General features: G+C 67.6%; 14 protein-coding genes. 9 read left to right on the top strand and 5 right to left on the bottom strand.

Annotation, left to right across the window (positions count from 1 at the left end; translation table 11 throughout):
- Nucleotides 1-10: 10 nt before the first annotated feature.
- Entirely contained in the window at nt 11-6,724 is a 6,714-nt protein-coding gene (locus ACIG5A_RS08760; RefSeq protein ID WP_397239407.1) for a beta-ketoacyl synthase N-terminal-like domain-containing protein, read from the bottom strand.
- A gap of 389 nt (nt 6,725-7,113) precedes the next feature.
- On the opposite strand from ACIG5A_RS08760, the gene ACIG5A_RS08755 reads away from it, so the two are divergent.
- From ACIG5A_RS08755 to ACIG5A_RS08730, 6 genes are read left to right on the top strand one after another with little or no spacing between them, the layout of a single operon-like run.
- Entirely contained in the window at nt 7,114-8,334 is a 1,221-nt protein-coding gene (locus ACIG5A_RS08755) for an MFS transporter (protein WP_397239405.1), read from the top strand.
- Nucleotides 8,331-9,893 carry an ABC transporter substrate-binding protein gene (locus ACIG5A_RS08750; RefSeq protein WP_397239403.1) on the top strand — a complete coding sequence of 521 codons (1,563 nt, stop codon included), beginning with the start codon at nt 8,331-8,333 and terminating at the stop codon, nt 9,891-9,893. Before ACIG5A_RS08755 ends, ACIG5A_RS08750 begins: the two co-directional genes overlap by 4 nt.
- Nucleotides 9,890-10,855 (top strand): ABC transporter permease, encoded by a 966-nt coding sequence (locus ACIG5A_RS08745; RefSeq protein WP_397239401.1) that lies wholly within the window; start codon nt 9,890-9,892, stop codon nt 10,853-10,855. Before ACIG5A_RS08750 ends, ACIG5A_RS08745 begins: the two co-directional genes overlap by 4 nt.
- Entirely contained in the window at nt 10,852-11,748 is an 897-nt protein-coding gene (locus ACIG5A_RS08740) for an ABC transporter permease (protein ID WP_397239399.1), read from the top strand. Before ACIG5A_RS08745 ends, ACIG5A_RS08740 begins: the two co-directional genes overlap by 4 nt.
- Nucleotides 11,745-12,554: an ATP-binding cassette domain-containing protein gene (locus ACIG5A_RS08735; protein ID WP_397239397.1), complete on the top strand. Its 810-nt coding sequence runs from the start codon at nt 11,745-11,747 to the stop codon at nt 12,552-12,554. Before ACIG5A_RS08740 ends, ACIG5A_RS08735 begins: the two co-directional genes overlap by 4 nt.
- Nucleotides 12,551-13,324: an ABC transporter ATP-binding protein gene (locus ACIG5A_RS08730; RefSeq protein ID WP_397239395.1), complete on the top strand. Its 774-nt coding sequence runs from the start codon at nt 12,551-12,553 to the stop codon at nt 13,322-13,324. The genes ACIG5A_RS08735 and ACIG5A_RS08730 overlap by 4 nt, the downstream gene beginning before the upstream one ends.
- Before the next feature lie 3 nt (nt 13,325-13,327).
- On the opposite strand, the gene ACIG5A_RS08725 is transcribed toward ACIG5A_RS08730, so the two are convergent.
- Genes ACIG5A_RS08725 through ACIG5A_RS08715 form a run of 3 tightly spaced genes read right to left on the bottom strand, consistent with a single transcriptional unit; the run spans nt 13,328 to nt 16,615 of the window.
- Entirely contained in the window at nt 13,328-14,599 is a 1,272-nt protein-coding gene (locus ACIG5A_RS08725; protein WP_397239393.1) for a hypothetical protein, read from the bottom strand.
- Nucleotides 14,596-16,182 carry an NAD(P)/FAD-dependent oxidoreductase gene (locus ACIG5A_RS08720; RefSeq protein ID WP_397239391.1) on the bottom strand — a complete coding sequence of 529 codons (1,587 nt, stop codon included), beginning with the start codon at nt 16,180-16,182 and terminating at the stop codon, nt 14,596-14,598. The genes ACIG5A_RS08725 and ACIG5A_RS08720 overlap by 4 nt, the downstream gene beginning before the upstream one ends.
- 7 nt (nt 16,183-16,189) lie before the next feature.
- Nucleotides 16,190-16,615 (bottom strand): hypothetical protein, encoded by a 426-nt coding sequence (locus ACIG5A_RS08715; RefSeq protein WP_397239389.1) that lies wholly within the window; start codon nt 16,613-16,615, stop codon nt 16,190-16,192.
- 423 nt (nt 16,616-17,038) lie between these two features.
- Between ACIG5A_RS08715 and panC the strand changes: the two genes are divergently transcribed.
- Both panC and ACIG5A_RS08705 read left to right on the top strand, forming a co-directional pair.
- Complete coding sequence (panC, locus tag ACIG5A_RS08710) at nt 17,039-17,929, top strand: pantoate--beta-alanine ligase (protein ID WP_397239387.1); 891 nt, start codon at nt 17,039-17,041, stop codon at nt 17,927-17,929.
- Entirely contained in the window at nt 17,926-18,840 is a 915-nt protein-coding gene (locus tag ACIG5A_RS08705; RefSeq protein ID WP_397239385.1) for a hypothetical protein, read from the top strand. Before panC ends, ACIG5A_RS08705 begins: the two co-directional genes overlap by 4 nt.
- Here the strand turns inward: ACIG5A_RS08705 and ACIG5A_RS08700 are convergent.
- A complete protein-coding gene (locus ACIG5A_RS08700; RefSeq protein ID WP_397239383.1) occupies nt 18,809-19,672 on the bottom strand; it encodes a P1 family peptidase in 864 nt (287 codons plus the stop codon). The two genes, ACIG5A_RS08705 and ACIG5A_RS08700, sit on opposite strands and share 32 nt — an antisense overlap.
- Nucleotides 19,673-20,216: 544 nt before the next feature.
- Here ACIG5A_RS08700 and ACIG5A_RS08695 point away from each other — a divergent pair.
- Nucleotides 20,217-22,931, top strand: coding sequence for an AAA family ATPase (locus tag ACIG5A_RS08695; protein ID WP_397239381.1), 2,715 nt, complete (start codon nt 20,217-20,219; stop codon nt 22,929-22,931).

The raw sequence follows: 22,931 nt of genomic DNA, 5'->3' as shown, positions 1-22,931 counted from the left end.
CAGATCCTGCTCATGCCTGCGAACGATCGCCGCGCGAGAGCCGCAGCAGATCCTCGATCCCCAGGGAATCGATCAGGCGCTCCTCGTCGTCCTCGTTCGTCGTCGCCGTGACCTCGACCTCGCGCCGGAGTTGGGTGAACTCCACGCGATCTCGGTCCGGCCGGGTTGCCTTTCCTTGCGCCGCAAGACGTTCACCGAGATATACGGCGAGCGTCGCGGCGGTCGGATGATCGAAAATGACCGCGGGTGAGAGCCGCACACCGGACAACCCGGCCAGCTCGTTGCGCAGCTCTATCCCGGTGACGGAGTCCAGCCCGAATTCCTGGAACGGCTGCTCCGGATCGACCTGTGCCGCATCGGGGAAACGGAGCACGGACGCCACCGCCCCGCACACCAGATCGAGTAATGCGTTGTCGCGCTGCACCTGAGGCAGCGCTGCCAGACGTTGCGCCAGCGACTCAACCGCCTCGTCGCGGTTATCCACGCTGGTCCCGGCCTGCCCCAACGCATCCGACCGAGAGAGCGGTTCCGCGTGGCTCCCTGCCGCCGAATGGCTATGCCTTGTCACCGTGCTCGGCACACCCGACTCGCTCGGCACGCCCAGCTGGCTCAGCACCCCTGGCCGACTCGGCAGTCCTGATCGGCTCAGCACTTCCGGTTGACTCGACGCCACCGACTGGTCCTGCGCTCCGGGCTGGGCTTGCACCGCCACCTCGCTCCGCGCACCCGACTGGCTCGGCACTTCTGGCTGGCTCAGCGCTACCGGTTGATGCGCTTGCGCACGGTGTTGCTCGGGAACGGCTGTGTACCAGTAGGTCTGGTGCTCCCACGGGTAGGTGGGGAGGCTGTGGAATTGTCCGGTGGGCTCCGTCGTCGCGGTCGGGCGTCCGCCGGTCGCGAAGAGTTTCGCGACCGCCAGTGCCACCTGATTCACTGAATCTGGTGTGCCTGAAGCACTTTCATCGGAGATGACGCTTCCACCGAAGACATCGATGGTCAGGTCCGCGCTGTCGACCTCCGCGGCCGCGAGCATCGGAATACGACCGATGCTCCGCGTATCGCTCGAATCGTCGGCTTTGGGCACCCCGATGCAGCCGCCGCCTGCCCGCGTTGCCCCATCGTCGAGTGCCAGTAGTCCCAACGCATCGGCGATGCTCAGCTCCCCCGCCGCCCATGCCGCGGCGACCGCACCGCCGGTGCGCGCGACGACGGCATCCGGCACCGCGCCGAGAGCCTGCCACAGGGTCGTGGCGGCCACCTGATGGCAGAAGGTGTAGGCGGCACGCAGCGCGGTCGGTGGTTCGGTGCCGAGTTCGACCGGCGCACCGGTCAATCGGGTGAGCTCGCGCGCACAGGTAGCGAACGCGCGTCGGTAGTCGTGGCTCTCGGCGAGGCGGCGCACGCTGGCGGCCGAGGGCGGCTCGGCGCCGTAGGTGAGCACAAGTCCGCGCCGTTCGCCCGCGTCGACGCGGCCCACCCGCACCGCCGCGGACAACCTGCCCGTCGGGAGGTCCGCGGGCGTTGTGGTCGATTCGGCGGCGCCCGAGCCGTCCGCGACCGGCCGATGAGACACACCACCTGCCGCGAAATCATCGAGGGCAGCGGTCAATTCGGCGGCATCCGCGCCGACCAGCACGAGCCGGTGGTCCAGCCAAGACCGCCGGTGGGTCGCGGTGAAGACGACGTCGTCGACCTGCTCCGGCGACTTACGCAGCACCTCGGCGAAGTTCGCGGCGACCGCGCGCAGGGCAGACCTGGTGCCGGCGGTCACCGGGAGGACGTAGGGGCGGCCGTCCGGGCGAGATGCGCTCAGCGGCTGCGGATTCGACGGCACATACTCTTCGACGAGGACGTGTGCGTTGGTACCCGACAGCCCGAACGCGCTCACACCGGCCCGGCGCGGACGCGAACGACGCGGCCACGGACGAGCCTCGGTCACCACGGAAACCGGCAACCGATCCCAGTCGATGCGGGTGCTCAACGCGGCGAGCGGCTGCGGCGGCAACTGTTGATGACGCAGGGCAAGAAGAACTTTCAGCAGACCAGCGAGCCCTGCGGCCGCGCCGAGGTGCCCGATGTTCGCCTTCACCGAACCGATCAGCAGCGGATCGCCGGTAGCACGGCCGCAACCGAGCGATCCGGCGAGCGCACGCGCCTCGATCGGATCACCGAGCGGCGTACCGGTGCCGTGCGTCTCCACATAGTCGACCTCGCTCGGCGCCCACCCGGCCCTGCTCAGCGCCGTCTCGACGACAGCGGACTGCGCGGGCCCGCTCGGCACGGTGAAGCCACCGCTTGCCCCATCATGATTCACCGCGGTTCCCCGGATCACCCCGTGAACGCGGTCGCCATCGCGCTGTGCGGCGGCAAGCGGCTTCAGCAGCATCACCACCGCGCCCTCACCGAAACCGAACCCGTCGGCCGCCTCGTCGAACGGCTTACTGCGCCCGTCACGGGCCAGCCCACCGTCCACCGCCATGGCGGCCAGCTGTGGATTCGGCGCCGCGATGGTGCTCGCCGCGCCGACGATCGCCACCTCGCAATCGCCGGTCCGCACCGCCTGGCAGGCCAGATGCAGCGCGGTCAACGAGGCCGAGCACGCGGTATCCACGGTCATACTCGGTCCACGCAGCCCGAGGAAGTACGACAGCCTCCCCGCCAGCGCCGAAAACGACGTCCCCGTCGCGTGATACAGATCGGCGCCGCCCGGATCCCGATCCAGCAACTGCTGATAGTCGGCCATCGACAGCCCGGCGTAAACGCCGACCGGCCGCTCCGCCAGCGTGTGCGCGGGCACCCCCGCGTCGTCGAGCGCCTCCCAGGCGACCTCGAGAAACAGCCGCTGCTGCGGATCGAGCGAGTTCGCCTCGCGCGGCGAGATACGGAAGAACGCCGCATCGAACCCCGCGATATCGCTCAGGTAAGCGCCACGAGCCGGAAACGCCCCCGCCCGCTCCCAGATCGGATCATCCCGCCGCCCAGCAGGCGGCTCGCTCACCGCATCCCGTCCCTCGCTGAGCATGCTCCAGAATTCCTGCACCGAATCCGCCTGCGGCAGTCGGCAACTCACACCGATCACCGCGACGGCTCCGTCGTCGACGACTACCTCGTCGACGTGCGCATGCTGAGCCGCGGACTCGGTGTACACATCGGCCCGCGCCTGGATCGCCGCCGAATCCGGCTGCGGCAGAGGACCACTCGAACCAGCCACCGCGACCGCTCCGTCACCGGCGGTCCCATCGGCAACTGGCACCGCGGCGGAGACATCGGCCAATTCCGACGCAGGTGCTGAGCCCTCTCGAGACGAAGTGATCTTCACACCGGTCACCGCAATGCCCCTGGCGTCGGCGGGCACCTCGGCGGGCACCTCGGCGGGCACCTCGGCGGGCACCTCGGCGGGCACCTCGGCGGGCACCTCGGCGGGCACCTCGGCGCGCTGCGCTTGCCGCGGCGACGCGTCGACGGCCAATGCGACGAGCCCGGAAACCTGTTCGGCCAAACCGACAATCGTCGGATACTCGAACACGATCGTGGTGGGCAAGGTGACCCGGAACTCCTCCATCAACCGGAGCCGCAACCGAATCGCGGTGGCAGAGTCCACCCCCTGCTCGAACAGCCCCCGCCGATGCGACAGGAAGTCATTCTCCGCCAGCTCGAGAATCTCCCGCACCAGCTCTGCGACGATGTCCTGCACCGCCTTCACACGCTGCCGCCGCACCGACTCATCAACCACCGGCGCAACGATCCCGGCCTCGTCCGTCGCACCGGCCGCAGACTCAGCGAGCACCGGCCCAGCGGTCACCGACTCGGAGAGTGCGAATGTCGTGCCTGCGTCGACGGATTCGGCGTTGCCAATCCTGCCTGTGACAAGCTCCCTCGCCGTGGGCTGCCCGGCCACCGGCGCGCCGGCCACTGGTTCAGCCGCAATGGATTCCGCGCTGACAAGCTCGGCGGCCAGGGGCTTCGCAGGCACGGACCCGGAGTTCGCAGATGTCGCGTTCGCGGGCGCGGTATCGATCGCAGCCGCTTGGGCGATAGGCGAAAGCTGTTGGGGGCCAGTGGGATAGACGCCGCGCTCGACGCCGGGGAGCCAGTATCGGCCGCCGCGCCACGAGGGCAGCGGCAGGGTTCGGTAGCGCGCCGGGTGCCCGGTTACGGCCGTCCAGTCGATCGGGACGCCGATGACGTGGAGGTGGGCCAGTGCCCTGTGGGCAGCGAGAGTGCCAGGGTCCTTGCTGTTCATTACGGTCACCACGGGCGAACGACGTGCACGTTTGCGGGTGGCCGCGATCAGCGCAGGCAGCAGCACCGGGTGGGGGCTGATTTCGATGATCGGGTGGTTGTCCTCGGCGAGCAGACGGTCGACAGCGGGCCACAACAACACCGGGTCGGTGAGGTTGCGTACCCAGTAGTCCGCGTCCAGGCGGAGGCTGTCGATGGTCGGGTCGACCGTGGAGATCAGGCGGATCGCCGGGGCCGATGGCTCGAGATCGGCCAGGGCGGAACGGAGTTCGGGGGCGATGCGGCGGACGGCGGGGCTGTGGCCCGCGATGCCGGTCGAGCGCAGCTGCCTGCACGGGAAGCCCTTGGCCGTCAGGATGGCCTCGATCGCGTCGACATCATCCGGATCCCCCGCCAGTACCAGCGAGGAGGGGCCGTTGACGCTGGCCACGGAGACCGGCGAGCCCGTCTCGGCGAGTACCGCTTCGATCGCCGCGCGTGCACCGGCGACCGTCGTCATCCGCCCACCGCCGGCGGCACCGCTCAGCAGCGAAGAGCGGTGCAGCACAAGCCGTATCGCGTCGGGCAGCGTCAGCGCGCCCGCGATATGCGCGGCGGCGATCTCGCCGAGGCTGTGCCCGATCACCGCGGCAGGCCGCACCCCGCGCGCCGAAAGCCAACGGGCGAGCCCGATTTGGATGGCGACGATGGCCGGTTGCACGATCGCGACCTGATCGAGCCTGCTGTCGCCCTTGCCGCGGCGCAGCTCGTCGAGCAGGGACCAGGAGGCGCGCTCCCGGATGATCGCGTCGCACTCGTCGAGGGTGGCGCGCATGATCGGGTCGGCGTCGTAGAACTCGATCGCCATGCCCGCCCATTGGCCGCCCTGCCCGGAAAAGACGAAGATCGGCGCCGGTGTTTCCTCGGCCACGCCCGCGTACGCGCCGTTCGGCGGATCATCGGGGTTGTCGAGCGCCGCGAGCAGTGCGTCGCGGTCCAGCGCCACCGCCGCGTAGCGGTGGCTCTCGTGCGTCCGGCGGGTCGCCGCGGCACGCACCAGGTCGGCCAGATCATCTCCGGCCGTGGCGATTTCGCGCTTCATCAACTCGACCTGTTCGGCGAGCGCGGCACGGTGATGGCTCGAGGCGAGCAGCACATAGGGCGCGGTCATCGGCTCGGCCGAGGCCGGAACCGGTACGGGCGCTTCCAGAATGATGTGCGCGTTGGTGCCGCTGAGGCCGAAGGCGCTGACACCGCCGCGCACGACCCGATCGGTCACCCCCAGCTCGGCGCTGCCCGTGGTGACTGTGATGCCGCCGCCGGCCCAATCGACCGCCGGATTGCGGGTTTCCAGGTTCGGCTGCCCCGGCGTCCGGCCGGAGTTCACCACCCAGATGGTCTTGAGCAGCCCGCCGATTCCGGCTGCGGCGTCCATATGCCCGAAGACCGCCTTGTGCGAGCCGACGTGGATCGGCCGATCCCGGTCCGCACCGTAGATCTCGCTCAGCGTCTGGAGTTCCATCACATCGCCGAGCGGCGTTGCGGTGCCGTGTGCTTCGACGAAGTCGACATCGGCGGCCCGCAGCCCGGCCCGGCGCAGTGCCGAGCTGAGCAGGTCGGCCTGTGCGACGGCGTTCGGGAAGGTGAGGCCGAAGCTGCGCCCGTCGTTGTTGACGGCCGACCCGCGAATGACCGCGTAGATCCGGTCGTCGTCGGCGAGCGCGTCCGAGAGCCGCTTGAGCACGACGACACCGCAGCCCTCGCCACGGATCGCGCCGTCGGCGGACTGATCGAACGGCTTGCAGTCACCCGACGGCGAGATCGCGCCGACCCGGCTCATGAAAACACTCAGATCTGGGGTGACGAGCAGGCTGACCCCGCCCGCGATGGCCGCGTCACAATCGCCCGCGCGCAGGCTGTTACAGGCCTGATGCACCGCGACCAGGGACGAGGAGCACGCGGAGTGGATGGTCGCGGCCGGGCCGTGCAGGTCGAACGCGTACGCGACGCGTCCGGCGGTGAAGCTCGCCTCGACACCGGTGGCGTAATGCGCGCCGACGGCATCGGTGCCCTGCGTCTTCCCTTGCAGCAGTGTGTAATCCGTGGCGACGAGGCCGACGTACACGGCCGTGCGCGATCCGGCCCACGCGTCGCGGGTGCGGCCCGAATCGCTCATCGCCTCCCAGGCGACCTCGAGCAGCAGGCGCTGCTGCGGATCGATCAATCGCGCCTCGCGCGGCGAGACGCCGAAGTAGGTGCTGTCGAATCGATCGATATCGGTCAGGAATGCGCCGACGTGTACCAGCGCGGTACCGGCGCGCCCTTGCGGATCATGGAATTCCCGGCCCCACCGGTTCGCGGGTACTTCTTCGCGCACCGTCGTGCCGGATTCCAGGAATCGACCGAGTCCGTCGAGGTCACGGACGCCCCCGGGAAAACGGCATCCGATGCCGACCACCGCGATCGGTTCTTTGAAATCCGGCTCACCATTTGTCCGATCCACCCGATTGAACCCCATCTACCCAATTAACCAATGCCGACATCGCTGCGAAAAAAGTCTTGCGCGGATTTCCGAAATATCCGCCCGCGGCCGCATTACATGATCGAATATTCTATGGACAGGGTCCCCTTGTTAACCCCTACAAGCCCCTAACCACCGACCGGAGCACCCCAGATCACCGTGCCCGACCGAGCCCCGAATCTCTATGGCGGCAACCGCATTCGGCACCGGCCGTCAACCCCTGAATACCGTGTCAACCCCTAGGAAAAACATTCCACCCGGTTTGTGATTACCCCTGAAAAATATCATCCGACCGGTGTGCATCGGGATCCGGCGGATAATCTTGACCCCGGCCGACCCGAGAAATTCGGAAAGCAAGGGTGATTGATGTGGTGACTACGGACCGATCACCGACGCCGTCGCGGGCGACGCAGCGTCGCGGGGTGGTCGTCGCCGTCGCCGTGTGCTGCGGGGTGACCGTCGCGAACATCTACCTCGCGCTGCCGCTGCTCACGCTGATCGCGGAAAGCTTCGGCCTGACACCGGGCGCCGCGGGCGCCGTCGCGACGAGCGGCCAGATCGGTTATGCCGCAGGACTTTTCTTCCTCGTCCCGCTCGGCGACATGGTGCGACGGCGGCGGCTGGTCTCCGCACTGCTGCTCGGCACCGTCCTCGCGCTGGTGATCGGCGCGACGGCCACCGGCCTGGCACACCTGGCCGCCGCGGCCGCGCTGATCGGTCTGCTCACAGTCGTTCCGCAAGTACTGATTCCGTTCATCGCCCAGGTGGTGCCGCCGGACCGGCAGGGCCGCGCACTCTCGGCGGTGCAGGCCGGAATGATGTCGGGCATCGTGCTCTCCCGGGTGATCGGTGGCAACCTCGGCCAGCAATTCGGCTGGCGCGACGTGTATTTGGTCGCCGCGGTGCTCACCGCGCTGGCCGGTGCGGTCACCGTGTGGATACTGCCCGACGAACCGGTGCGCGAACGGCAGTCGTACCCGGCGCTCATGGCCTCGCTGTTCGCCTTGCTGGCCAAGGAATCTCGCCTGCGCTGGGCGTGCGCGCTCCAGGTGCTGACCTTCGGTGCGTTCAGCCTGATCTGGACCTCGCTGGTCTTCCTCCTGACCAGCTCACCCTTCGAGTACTCGGTGGCGACGGCAGGCCTGTTCGGCTTGTTCGGCCTGATCAGCGCGGCAGGTGCGCCGATCGCGGGGCGATTGATCGACACGCGCGGACCGGGCACTATTCTGCCGATCTACCTGGGCGTCCTGCTGCTTGCCGCGCTCGCCTTCTGTTTCGCGCAGTCGCAGGTGGCCCTGATCATCGCGGGCATCATTCTGCTGAACCTCGGCGCGCAGGGCGTGCAGGTCGCGAATCAGACCACCGTGTTCACCCTGTTCCCGCAGGCGCGCAGCCGGGTGAACACGGTCTTCATGGTCTCCAGCTTCGCGGGCGGCGCGATCGCCGCCCAATTGGGCGCATCGCTCTACGGCGCGAACGGCTGGCGCGCGGTCAGCCTGGCCGCGCTGGTGATCGCCGCTGTGTCCCTTGTGGTTTGGCTGCTAGGGGCGATGGTCGCCAAGCGGAGCACGAAGTCGGAGGTAGCAGTATGAAACGCGGCAATCCCTTGGTCATCGCGCTGTCGGTGGCCGCACTGGTCACGGCCGCGGCCTGTGGCACCGGCACCGAGACACCGGGCGGTGAGCAGGCCAAAGGCATTCAAACCACGCAGGCGCCGACGCCGCCGGATGATCAACTGAACAAGAACGCCACCGTCAATGTGCGGCTCGCGCTGGAACCCACCAGCATGAACACCTTCAGCGCCGCGGGCGTCGCGCTCGATCAGATCCTGCTCGACAACGTCTACCAGGGCCTGGTCAGCGTCGACACCAGCGATAAGGACAAGATCGTCCCGGAATTGGCGACCTCGTGGGAGAAGTCTCCCGACGGGCTCACCTACACCTTCCACCTGGTGTCGAACGCGAAATTCCACGACGGCGCCCCGCTCACCTCGGCGGATGTGGTGTGGTCGATGCAGCAGCAGTTGGCGCCGGGCAGCAAAGGCCTGCGGCCCGCCGAACTGGCCTCGGTGGCCGAGGTGACGGCGCCGAACCCGACCACCGTCGAATTCAAGCTGAAGAACCGGGACACGCTGCTGCTGTGGAGCCTCGCGCAGCGCCAGGGCATCATCTACAAGGCGGGCACCGATTTCAGCACGCTCGACGGCGCGGAGAACGGGTCGGGACCGTTCCGGATGACCCAGTGGAATCGCGGTTCCACCATCACGCTCACCCGGGCCGATGACTACTGGGGCGCGGCGCCCAAGGTGGCCAAGGTGGTGTTCCACATCATCCGCGAACCCAATTCCGCGAACAACGCGCAGCTGACCGGTCAGACCGATATCGAGGCGGCGACCGATCCCACACTGCTGCAACAGTTCCTGGGCAACGACAAGTTCACCGTGCTGCGCGGCGCGAGCACCGACAAGTTCACCTTGGCGTTCAACAACACTCAAGCGCCGTTCACCAATCCCGATGTGCGCCATGCCATCAGGCAGGCGATCAACAAGGCGAACTTCGTCAGGGCCACCGGTGCGGGGCAGGTCATCGGCAGCCCGGTGCCGCCGCAGGACCCGTGGTACGAGGACCTGACCGGCATCGACGCCTACAACCCGGAGAACGCCAAGAAGCTGCTCGCCGCGGCCGGATTCGGCAACGGCATGCAGCTCACCCTGGACATCCCCAACCACCATCCCGCCGCGCAGAGCGATGTGCTCGTCTCCGACCTCAAGGCGGTCGGCATCACGCTGACGGTGCGGCAGCTGGAGTTCCAGACCTGGTTGTCGAAGGTGTACACCAACCACGACTTCCAGCTCAGCGTGGTCAACCATGCCGAGGCGCGTGACATGAGCATCTACACCAGGCCGACCTACTACTTCGGCTACGACAACAAGCAGGTGCAGGAGAAGTACAAGCAGGCGCAGACCGCGGAGACCGACGCACAGCGCGACACGCTGCTGCGCGAGGTGGCCAAGCAGATCGCGCAGGATTCCCCGTGCGACTGGCTGATGAACGGTGTGGCGCAAACGGTGATCCGCAAGGGCGTCTACGGCGTGCCGCAGCACGAGACCGGTAACCGATTCCGGCTCAGCAGGCTCGCGGTTGCCAAGTGACGCCAGGGGCAGTGCTCTGGTACCTGGTGCGGCGGGCCGGGTTGCTGGTGATCGCGCTCGCGGTCGCCAGCATGCTCGACTTCGCGCTGCTGCGGTTGCTACCCGGTGATGTCGCGGAGACGATCGGCGGTCTCGACGCGACACCCGAACGGATGGCGGCCATCCGGGCCGATCTCGGCCTGGACCGGTCACTGCCCGAGCAGTACCTGTCCTGGATCGGTGGCGTCGTGCGCGGCGATTTCGGGCATTCGCAGCTGAACGGCACCTCGGTCGGCGCGGAGCTCGGGCAGAAGCTGACCGTCACCGGCCCACTGGTTTTCGGCGCGCTGCTGGTCGCGCTCTGCTTGGCGGTGCCGCTCGGCACCTGGGCGGCGCTGCGCAACCGCAGCCGGGTCGGCGGCACGGTCAACGCGGTATCTCAACTGGGCGTGGCGATTCCGGGCCTGTGGCTGGCCATGCTGCTCGTGCTGCTGTTCGCGGTGCAACTGCCGTGGCTGCCCGCACAGGGCTTTCCGGTCGACGGCTGGGCCGAACCGGGTGAGGCGCTGCGCAGCCTGGTATTGCCCTGTCTCGCACTCGGTTTGACCGAGGGCGCGGTGCTGGTGCGTTTCGTCCGTTCGGCCATTCTCGGCGTGCTGTTCTCGGACTATCTGCGCACCGCGCGCGCCAAAGGCCTGACCCGCACACAGGCATTGCTGCGGCACGGTTTTCGCAATGCCGCGGTGCCGGTGACCGCCATTCTCGGTCTGCAGGTGGCTACGTCGATCGTCGGCGCGGTGGTGATCGAGCGGGTGTTCACCATGCCGGGCGTCGGCAGCATGCTGCTCGCCGACGTCGGCAATCGGGATCTGGTGAAGGTGCAGGGGGAAGTGTTGCTCATCGTGGCCGCGGTGCTCGTCATCGGCTTCGCCGTCGATATCGTGCACCGGCTCATCGATCCGCGGCTGGAGGTCCGGGTATGACCGCGAGTACGGCGGTGAGCAGCTGGGGCCGCCGCAGGCGGGCGATCTCGGTGGTGCTCGCCGCGCTGATCCGGCGTCCCGCAGGGGTTTTCGGGCTGGCCGTGCTGGCGACCCTGATCCTGGCCAGCCTGGTGTCGCTCTGGTGGACGCCCTACGACCCCAAGGGCACCGACCCTGGCCGCGCCTGGCTGCTGCCGTTCCAGCACGGGCACCTGCTCGGCACCGACCGGGTCGGCCACGATGTGTTCAGCCAGTTGCTCGCCGGTGCGTGGCAGACCTTCACCGTCGCCATCGCGGTGGCGGCGATCTCGGGTGTGCTCGGGCTGACATTGGCGCTCGGCACGCAGCTGGCGCCGCACGGATTCGGTGCGGTGGTAGTGCAGCTGATCGACATCATGATCGCGTTTCCCGCGCTGCTGCTCGCGATGATCCTCGCCGCGGTATACGGCGGCTCGTTCACCACCGTGGCGCTCGCCATCGGCATCGCCTACGGCGTCGCGGTGGCACGGGTGGAGCGGGCCGAGGTGGCGCGGGCGCTCGGCAGCGATTTCGTGCTCGCCGCGCGCGCCGCGGGCGCCTCCACCGCGCGGATCGTCCGCAAACATGTGCTGCCGACCATCCTGCCGACGCTGATCGTGCAGCTGTCGCTGGCGATGGCGCTGGCCGTACTCGCCCACGCGGCGCTGACCTACCTCGGTTACGGCAACTCGCCGTCCTCGCCGTCCTGGGGCGGCATACTGCACGAACAGCAGAACTACATCCGAGTGCGGCCGCTGCTGGTGATCTGGCCCGGGCTGGCCGTCGTGCTCACCGTGCTCGGCTTCAACCTGCTCGGTGACGCACTGCGCGACGCCACCGACCCGCGGCTGCGACACGGGGTGCCGAAACGATGACGCTACTGGAAGTCACCGGCCTGACGGTCGGCATCGGCGAGCGGACCCTGCTGGACGGGATCGACTTCACGCTGGACGCCGGTGAGCGGCTCGGCCTCATCGGCGAGTCGGGCTCGGGCAAATCCCTCACCGCCACAGCGATTCTCGGATTGCTGCCAGACGGCGCGTGGGCCAAGGGCAGCATCAAGCTCGACGGCCTCGAACTGCTCGGCCGCCGCGATCGGGAGATGTCGAAGATTCGCGGCGTCAGGGTGGCCATGGTGTTCCAGGAGCCGCTGTCCGCGCTGAATCCGCTGATGCGCGTGGGCAAACAGATCGCCGAACCGCTGCGGCTGCACCTGGGCCACAGCCGCAAGGCCGCCCGTGCCGAGACCATCGAGCTGGCCGAGCGGGTCGGGCTGCCCGATCCCGCACACATCATTCGCGCCTTCCCACACCAGCTTTCGGGCGGGCAGCGCCAGCGGGTCGGCATCGCCATGGCATTGGCGTCGCGGCCGGCGCTGTTGATCGCCGACGAGCCGACCACCGCGCTCGATGTCACCGTGCAGGCGGATATCCTCGCGCTGCTGGAGGATCTGGTGGCCGAACAGGGCACCGGGCTGCTGTTCATCACCCACGATCTCGCCGTGCTCGCACAGCTGGTCCGGCGGGTGCTCGTGCTCGGTGACGGGCGCGTCGTCGAATCGGGCGATCTGGCCGAGATCGCGCGGACACCGCACCACCCCTACACCAGGGAGCTGCTGAAACAAGCTCGGGCAGGCTCGTTCCGCCGCCGCGCCCGCGATACCGAGGAGGTTGTCGGGTGACGTTACTCGAGGCCACCGGGCTGAACCGCACCTACCGGCTCCCGCGCCGTTCGCTGTTCGAACCGGCGAAGCTGCGCCACGCGGTGCGCGACGTGAGCCTGACGGTGCACGCGGGCCGCCATGTCGGCATCGTCGGCGAATCCGGTTCCGGCAAGTCCACTTTGCTTCGGCTGCTGCTCGCGCTCGAAAAGCCCGATCATGGCGAGGTCAGGTATCAGAACAGAGCGGTCGGCGGCCGGGATCTGCGCTGGTTCCGCCGCGAAGTCCAAGTGGTGCTGCAAGATCCGCTGAGCTCGCTCAATCCGCGCATGCTCGTGCGCGATTCGATCGCCGAACCGCTGGAATGCCTGCGCATTCCCGGCGATCACGACGCCAGGGTGGCGGAGCTGCTCGTCGCGGTCGGCCTGGAACCCGATGCGGCACGGCGGTATCCGCACGAATTCTCCGGCGGCCAGCGCCAGCGCATCGCCATCGCCCGCGCCCTGGCCCCCAACCCGAAGATCCTCGTCGGCGACGAACCGTTCTCCGCCCTCGACGCCACGGTGCGCACCAGGATCATCGAGCTGCTACGAGACCTGGTACGCCAATTCGGCCTGACCCTGCTGCTCGTCTCCCACGACATCGGCGTCGTCCAGCAGCTGTGCGACCACATGCTCGTCCTCCGCGACGGCGAGGTGGTCGAAGAAGGCGACACCGAGACGGTGCTCGATGCCCCACAGCACCCCTACACTCAGGCACTGCTCGAATCGGTACCCGCACTGCCCTTCTGACGCTCAGGCGATGCGGCGAGTGACCAGCGGTCGCGCGTCGAGGCCCGCGGTGCCGAACAGGGATGGGTCCGCGGTTCGGTCCAGATCGCAGGTGATCAGCAGTTCGAGGACGAGGTCGCGCTGGATTTCGCTGCCGCCTACCGCGATCAGTGCCGGGTAGACCGAAAGGAGCTGCCGCACAGCCTGTACCGGATCGGACTGGCAGTAGTGCAGGAAGCTCTCCGCGACGTCCACCGCGGTGCGGCGCACGCTGCGCAGGTGCGGTGCGACGTCGGCGGATTCGGCGCACATCTCGCGGGCCATCTGCCTGGCCAGGTCGTAGCGGCCGCCGCCGATCACCGCGAGCAGGATGTGCATGTCGACGAAGGCGGAGTTCGATACGCCTTGCAGCCGGATCGCGGTGTCCAGTGTGCTGTCGAAATCCGCGGCCACCTCGCGCCCGGTGAGGCGCAATCGCCACAGCAGCGACACCAGATCACAGAACTGCATGGCCGAACATTCCTGCCGCACCACCGCGGTCAGGTCGCCGGTGAGGCGCGCCAGTGCCGCTTCGTCGTGGGTTGCCATGGCGTTCAAGGCGAAATGCCAGCTCAAATGGGTGCGGAGCAGGCAGTCGTCCGAGCTCCAGTTGCCTTGCGTCGAGGAGAGCAGCCGCGAAACGTCTTGGTAGTCCCTGGTTTCGAAGAGCGAATGGGCGCAGGCATGCACCGCCCACGGGTTGTCGTGCGGCGCCAGCGACAGGGCGAGCGTGCCCGCCTCGTAGGCCTTCCCGTGCTCCTGGTTCTCGCTGTAAGCGAAGGCCAGCATGGCGAGGAGGTAGGGATAGCCGGGTGCGGCACGGTCGAGCAGCATCGGGCTGGAGGACAAGCGATGCAGCCGAGTCTCGTTGTCCCCCTGGAGGAAATCGACCTGGTGCCCGGCGGCGACGGCCAGCTCGTCGGCCGGGAACTGCTTGGAGATCTGCAGCAGGGTCTCCCCCGCGCTGTCGTAGGCGCCGTGCAGGAGTTCGCGCACCACATCGAGGTGCGCCGATTCCAGCTCGGTGAGCCCGCCGGTATCCATCCGCCGCACGGCGGCACACACCTGCGCCTGCGGGCGCATACCGCCGAGCAGCGACTGATAGGCCTGGAGGATGACGATGATCGGTTGCGCCGATTCCTCGGCGTCCAGGCCGCTCAGCGAATGCACGATGGCGCGATCGAAGCGCAGCAGGCCGTCCACGAAACCGCGCACCGCGGCGCCGATCCGGCCCTCGTAGGCGCGCACGCCGCTCACCGGTCCGCCGCGCGCAGATCGGCGGGCAGGCCGCCGAGGAACAGCTCGCGAATGCCCGGCCTGGCCCGCTGCGCCCACTCCACCGCGCTCGCCACCTTCGCCATATCGATGTCGAAGTAGGGCTGCGACAGGTCGGTGAGGCCGAACGAGGGCGGCATGAAATCCACACCGGCGAACAGCTTCCTGAACTCCGCGGCCGCCGCCTCGGTACTACCGCCCGCGCGATAGTCGTTCATGATCTCGTCGGCCTTCGAGTAGAAGGCGTCGATGAAGCCGTCGATCGGCGCTTCCACACCGGCCGCCGTCGGACCACCGCACGCGCCGGACACCTGGCGCAGGCGGTGTTCGGTCCGCATGGTCCCGGTCACCTGGTTGACCTGCCACACCCGGAACCACGCATTCCAGAGATCGTAGTCGGCGAACGAGCTGTAGGCGTTGGCAACGAGATAGTCGTTCTCGCGAATCAGCTGGTCCTGCAACGCATCGATGCCGTCGAACGTCTTCGGGGTGAAGCCGCCGTGGAACTGGTTGATGAGCGCCTCGGCCAGGCGGTCGGTGACGGCGGCGGTGTTCTGCATGCCACGGGAGAACAGCGGGTCGATGAAACCGGCGGCATTGGAGGTCAGGCACCAGCGGTCGCCAGTTGTCTTGCGCGCGTTGTATTGCAGTCTGCCCGCGCTGACCCAGTCCATGACGCGGCGCGCGTCCTGGAACTGCTTACCGATTTCCGGATAGGTCGTCAGGAAGTCCGCGAACGCGTGCGCCGGATCCGCGAACGGCGCGTCGTCGCCGTCGTCGATGCGCCAGCACACTCCCACGCTGCACAGCGGACTCGACGAGCCGGGGTGATTGTCGAAGGGAATCACCCACATCCAGCCGTTCGGGAACACGTGGTGCAGTGTCCCGGTGTGCCATCGCTTCGGCGCGGTGATCGAGGTGATGCCGTCGAACGGCGCCACATCGGTCATATGCGTGAACACCGATTTCGACCTGGTCCGCAGATCGGTGGTGCGCAGCCCGAGCTTGCGCGCCAGCGGCGAGCCGCGGCCGCTCGCGTCGACCACGTATTGCGCGGAATACCTTGCGCCGTTGTCACATTCGACGGTGACGCCGCGGTCGTCGTCGATGTCGATATCCAGGATCCCGATGCCCTCGAGCAGCTGCGCGCCGTAGTCCACCGCACGCAGCGCGAGCCAGTGATCGACATCCGCACGGAACAGGTGGGATTCGGTCTCCACGATCTGCGACAGCGGGAACTGGTGCGCGCGCATCGCGGGCGCGCCGTCGGCCTCGTGGTAGACGAAACCGAAGTTGTCCTTCATCCCGTTGGTGGTGCCGACCTTGTCGATCAGGCTGCCGAACGAGGAGAGCGCGGCCAGCTCGGGAACACCGTATTTGATGCTCATGAGCTTGTAGGTCTTCGAGGTGTTCGGGATGGTGGATTCGCCGATGGCGAAGCGCGGATGGCGCGCGCGGTCGATCAGGCAGGTGCGCAAACCCGCGGCCTGCAGGATCAGCGCGAGCGTGCTGCCGGAAAGGCCGGAGCCGAGGATCAGGACATCGAATTCCCGGTTGACGTTCACGCGACGCTCACTCCGCTGTTCCGCGCCGCAGCGGCGTCTGCTGGTGGTAGAGCATCAGCCAGCGCTCGCCGCGGCGCACGTACACGGTCGATATCGCCGCGTAGATCCCGTCGAGCCCGATGCGTTTCTGATACATCTCGTAGAAAACGATGCGCGCATCGGCGCCGAGGTCGCGCTCGTGGAACTCGAGTATTTGATACGTCTCGATGGGCGGTGCGCCAGCCACCTCGTTCAGCAGGATTTGCCTGGACAGCGACGCCTGCGGAGACGGCACCGCGAACACCGCGTCATCGGCCACCGCGACGGCGTAGAAGTCGGCGGCCAGGCCCGCGCTCTGCGCCCGCCACTGCAGGTGCTCGATCTCGGTGGGCGTCAGGCCGGGATCGACCTCGATGCGAAAAACTTTGCCGTCGGCCTCGGATAGCTCGGTCATATCCCGTCACACACTCCCTGCCGCCGAACTGGTTCCGCCTCTTGGTTCCACATCGAACGGCTCGATCACACTGCTAGCGAGTTCATACCGGATAGGCCGCCAGGAAATGACCGAGATTCGCAGGAATATGACCGGAGAGGAATTTGCCGAGAATCGGCCCTGAGCACCGGCTGCCTGCATTGGACGATAACAGAGCCGGTGGGACGCCGCAATGCTTGTGGCACAGTAGGATTGGGGTTGCCCCGCGTTTTAGGGGTTTGCTTTTAGGGGGATGTGTAGGGGCTGCTTTTCAGATCGGCGTCGGGTACTGTCGAGCTGTTCGTCCGGCACCGTGGGGTATGGGCTGGAACGAGTTCGGGAGTGCGAACGGTGGCGCCGACCAACGTTTGCGGATACGACGCGGGGATACGGCGAGGAATATCGTTGAATATATTGCACATTGGCAACTACGCACCCGATACGGTGACCGTGCACCACGATCCCGCGACCATGACGGCCGTATCGGAGGCACTGCGCGCGGCGGGCCGCGACGTCGCGCTCGTGCCGACCATGGGCGCACTGCACGCCGGTCACCTGCGGTTGGTGGAGAAGGCGCTCGAGCGGCATCCCGAGGTGATCGTCTCCATCTTCGTCAACCCATTCCAGTTCGGTCCCGGTGAGGATTTCGAACGATATCCGCGCACCCTCGATTCCGATGTCGAGCAGTTGCGCGCGACGGGCGCGCGCCTGGTATTCGCACCGAATGCCGCGGATATGTACCCCGAGGGCTGGCGCACGGTCGTCACACCCGGCGCGGCCGGATCGGTCGGCGAGGGGGCCACCCGGCCGACGCTTTTCGGCGGAATACTGACCGTTGTCGCGAAACTGCTGCGGATCACCCGGCCGAGGACGGCCTTCTTCGGCGAGAAGGACTATCAGCAGCTGGTTCTCATCGGCCAGATGGCGCGCGACCTGTTCCTCGATGTCGAGGTCGTCGGCGTGCCGACGGTGCGCGAACCGGACGGGCTGGCGATGTCCTCGCGCAACCAGTACCTCGTCGGCTCGCAACGGGATACGGCCGTCGCGATGTGGCGCGCGCTGAACGCGGGATGCCGGGCGGGCGGCCGCGGCGCGGACGCGGTGTGCGCGGCGGCGCGCGAGGTGCTAGCGGCCACCGAGGGGGTGAAGGTCGAATACGTCGAGGTGACGGCCCCGGATATGGGCCCGGCGCCCACAGCGGGGCCGGGGCGGCTGCTGCTCGCGGCCCATGTCGGCAATACCCGGCTGGTCGACAACGCGGCCGTGACCCTCGGCGTGAATTCGATGGACGAGTGAAGAGCAGCGGAGGCCAGGCGAATATGTCCACCTGTATGTTTCTCATCGATGCCGGCGCCGAGCGCTTCGTGGCGATCGAGGCACGCGACGAAGCGGCCTACCGCACGCACGGATACGAGGCGGCGCGCGGACTCGGTGTCCAGCACCCTTACTCCTACGGACCGCACTGGTTCGACCATCCCGCGCTCCTGCAACGGCATTGGCTGATCAGCCGCCCTGACAACACCGAGTTCGCCGAGATCGTCGGCGGCATCGACGAGGACGGCGGATCCTGGCTCGCCTTCCATCGCCGGACCGGTGTCTACTGCCGGATCTTCACCGAATACCCGTCCTACGGCGACCTGCCGCTGACGTGCGCGGCCGCCGAATCGGCCGAGGCGGCCGTCGCGCTGCTCACCGAGCGGCTGCTGCCCGCGCTCGCGCGTTCGCCGAAGATCGTGCACCCCTTCCAGATGCTGATCGCCGATCACGGTGGCGCCTCCGTCGTCGGCTTCGACGGCGAATCGGTGACGATACAGCGGCCGGTCGCGGAGCACCCCTGCGTCGTCGGGAATTCCGGTATCGACACCGAGAGCACGCTCGCGCAAAGTCTGCGCGGCCCTGTCGAACTCACCCCGGCGCCCGCCGGGCAGCCGAGCACGTGGGGCCGGTGGGTCACCGCGTTCCAGCCCGCGTTGCATCCGCCATACAGCAAGGGCGGCAACGGATTCGGCGACGCCGAGCAGATCCACTGGACCAAGAGCGTTTCGATCTACTCGGCCGACCGCGCCGGCGCGGAGCTGTTCGCCTACAACGAGCGTCACGTGATCAATCAGCAACCGATGCCTACTGTGGTGAGCCGCATGGGATTTCCGGCCACCCCGAACGACTTCTTCGCCCTCATCGTGCGACCGATCGAATCGCTTCGGTGACTGCGGCCAATGCCATCAGACGAACGGTATCGATGCCCGCGTCGACCTCGCCGGTGGCGAGGGCGATGAACGCGTCGCCGTCGAATCGGCTGTGCGGTGGGGTGAGCGCGCGGGCGAGGCCGTCGTGCGCGCCCTCCGCCGCGATCCGGCAGCCGACCTTGTCGATGCGCGCGTTGGTGAGCACCACCCCGATGGTCGTGTGCATCCGGGAATTGGCGAGATCGGCTGGGGGACTCAACCATCCGACCGCGTCCAGCGCGATCTCGCTGTGGCCGTCGTCGATGTCGCCGAAGGCGTTGACCACGACGAGCGCGGCGACCACGATCCCGTTGAACCTCCGCTCGGCATATGCCAAGCCGCCGGGTTTGCGCTGCTCCGGGCCGCGCCAGTGCGCCGTGTACGCGCCGGTGCCCGCCCCGATCCGGCCGTCGACGGCCTGCGGCCCCGTGGTCGCCGCGGCTGCGGCGTACCCGTTTTCGGCCGTCGGACGCGCTTTGGGATCGCCTGCGCTCAGGTCGAACAGCGCCAAGGTCGGCACGATCGGCACCCGCCCGCCCGGGGTCGGTACCCCGCGGCCGGTTTCCTCGAGGTAGCGCATGACACCGTCGGCCACCGCGAGCCCGAACGCCGAACCACCGGTCAGGACAACGGCATCCACCACCGAGACGGTCTTGTCCGGCGCGAGCACCGAGAGTTCGCGGGTGGCAGGCGCACCGCCGCGCACCTCGCAGGACGCGATCGTGCCCTCCGGGACTATGAGGACGGTACAACCCGTCTCCCCCACCGGATCGGACCAGTGCCCGACTCGCGCTCCAGGAACACCGATGTCCACGTCCACTCCAATCCGCCGGCCGGATCGGCGAAACCCCAGGTCCGCGGTGCGGCCGAATTTGCGAGTTCTACCGATTGACCGATATTCAAAGGTAGTCAGCACGGGGTCGGCCAGCCAATGAATTACGTGTGATCCCGATCACAGCACGGGTCATGCAATCGATCAGTAAACTTTCGAGCGAGACTAGAATCCCCCGTTCGGGGGGTTGCCAACGATTCCACGATCGTGTTCCGATGGAAAGTTTACGGTCCACAATCGATTCCGTTCGATCATTCGTGCACGATCGAACCGGATAATTTGCAGGCTTGCCACACGCAAGACTCGGTGCTAAGTTCCAAATGGATGCACTCTCCCGACCCAGGAGACTGTAAATGCCTTTGCGGATCGAGTATGTTGACCATGCGCATCAATGGTGCCTGCGCGCGAATTTCAGCATACTACACAATGGCGGATAATATGCCCGAGCCTCCTTACCTCCCCAGAGGACAGTGCAACCACACGGCGAGAAACGTTCAACTGAGCGTAGGGAATCGGAGTACAGGGGATGCTCGTTGAGCGAGACAGAGAACTTGTAGCACTATCCATACTGCTGGACCGCGCCCGCGAAGGCAGCGGCGGCGTCGCACTCATCAGCGGTGACGTGGCGTCCGGGAAGACATCATTACTGAACAGTTTCTGCGACAACAGAATTCTGCGCGATGTCCTGCTCCTGCGTGCGACCGGCTCGATAGCCGAGCAAGAATTGCGTATGGGTATCATTTCGCAATTGTTTCAAGCGCATCAGATACCGCAGGCAGTGCGCGAGCGAGTGGCCTACGGACTCAAGGAACATACCGATTGGGATGTCAAGGAAACGGTCCACAGGGAGCTATTCGAACTTTCCAAGGAAAGGGCGATCGTCATCGCCGTCGACGATATCGATTTCGCCGACGAGTCATCGCTCAATATCATTTCTTATCTGCACCGCAGAATCCGATCGACCGGAATACTGCTGATACTGATCGAGCGCACCGCGCCGGGCACGGCCGCCTCCGCGTTCAGCACCGAACTCACCCGGGATCCGGATGTCCGCCAGTTGCCCCTGTTCCCTTTGTCGCGCAAAGGCATCGAACGGCTGCTCGCGCGCTCCATGCCCGAGGAGGCCGCACAGCGGCAGGCGGTATCGATTCGCACGCTGAGCGAGGGAAATCCGCTCGTCGTGCAGGCGCTGATCGCGGACCAATTGCGCGAGGCACACGGCCGAATCGCACGGCCCTCCGCCGAACTCCTGGTCGGCAATGCCTACCGGCAGGCGGTGCTGCACATGCTGCACCGGATCGATCCGCAACTGGTCCGTGCCGTGCGCGCGCTCGCCGTACTGGCCGGCCGTGCCTCGGTCACCATGCTCGGGCATGTCTTCGATATCGAGCCCGCCGCCGCCGTCGAGTTGCTCGGCAGGCTCAATGCCATCGGCATCACCAGCGCGGGCCGATTCCGGCATCCCGCGGCGCGCGCGGCGGTGATGACGGGCATCCCGGAAGAGGAGCGCTGTTGGCTGCATTCACGTGCGGCCATCTCGCTGTACAACACGGGCGCCTCGGCAGAGGAAACGGCGCGGCATGTGGTGGCGGCCGGCGTCTGCGACGAACCGTGGGCGGTACAACTGCTCACCCAGGCCGCGGATCAGGGCCTGGCGCGAGACGATGTGGAATGGGCGGTCGTCTGCCTCGAAATCGCGTGGCAGGGTTGCTCCGACGAGTGCAGGCGCCCCGCCATCCTCGCGAAGCTGGCGCGGGTGCGCTGGCTCGCCAGCCCCGCCGCCGCCGTGCGCTATCTGCCCGAACTGGTCGAGGCCGCGCAGGCCGGACGGCTCGGCATCGCCGAATCCTGGTGGCTGGTAAGGGCACTCGCGTGGCACGGCAAGACGGCGGAGGCGACGGCGGTGCTCGCCCGCTTGAACGCGGTCGGCCAGCACGACTCCGACACGCTCATCGCCCACCGCCTCGGTGTGCGCTGGCTCGCCAACTGGTATCCGCGGCTGATCTCGGCCGTCACCGACGCGGCGGGCAGCCACTCGATCGCCGACGAGGATCCGACGGCACGCGCGGTCGCCGCGCTGTCCACGGCGGCCATCGGTGACCCGTCCGCCGTCGACGCGGCAGAGCAGCTACTGCAGGGCAGCCGGGTGACCGACAGCTCGCTCGAGGCGGTGATGTGCGCGCTGCAGGCGCTGATCTGCGCCGACCGGCCCGATCGCGTCATCGTCTGGTGTCGCGAGCTGCTCGACGATGCGCAGCGCAGGCTCGCGACCACCTGGCAGGCCATCCTGCTCAGCTTCCTCGCCAATGCCGAACTGCGCCTCGGCAATCTGGTCGAGGCCGAGCGCGATGCCCGTGCCGCGCTGAAGATCTGGCCCGCCGAGAACTGGGGCACCGCGATCGGCGCGCCGCTGTCGAGCCTGATCATGGCCACCAGCATGATGGGCAAGGTCGACGACGCGGCGGCGGCGCTGCGCCAGCCGGTGCCCTCGGCCATGGCGAGCACGCATTTCTGGCTGCGCTATATCTACGCGCGCGGCTACGCCTACTTCGCGACCGACCGGCTGCAGGCGGCGCTGGCCGACTTCCAGACGGTGGGCTACTTCGCCGAGACCTGGCGCGCGGATATCCCGCTGATCTTCCCGTGGCGCAGCGACGCGGCCCAGGTGCATGCCAGGCTCGGCCGCGCGGAGCACGCGCGCGAACTCGTCGATACGCAGATGTCGAAGCCCGGTTCGGCGCGCCCGCGGGTGCTCGGCCACGGCCTGCGGGCGCTCGCCCTGGTCAGTGGGCCCAAACAGCGCATACCGCTGCTCCAGGAGGCGGTGCGGCGCTTCGAGGAGTGCGGCGATCGGTACCACCTCGCCAAGGCGCTCGTCGATCTGAGCGACGCGTGCAGGCAGGCGGGCGAGCTCAATACGGCGCGCGCGGTGACCAGGCGCGCGCTGCAGCTGTCGAAGGCGGTGCACGCCGAGGCGCTCTACGAGTCGCTGCACGAGGGTGAACAGGACGGCGCCGACGGCGGTCCCGATACCGGCCATGCCGATCTGGAATCGCTCAGCGCGGCCGAGCTGCGGGTGGCATCGCTTGCCGCACTGGGCCATACGAACCGGGAGATCAGTCATTCGCTGTTCATCACGGTGAGCACCGTCGAGCAGCACCTCACCAGGGTCTACCGAAAACTCAACGTGGCCAAGCGAACCGATCTCCCGGAGACGTTGGGGCCGGTACACCGGCCCTGA

Source organism: Nocardia sp. NPDC052566, from assembly GCF_044547285.1.
In the GTDB taxonomy this organism is placed as follows: domain Bacteria; phylum Actinomycetota; class Actinomycetes; order Mycobacteriales; family Mycobacteriaceae; genus Nocardia.
This window is presented reverse-complemented; position numbering and strand designations above follow the sequence as displayed.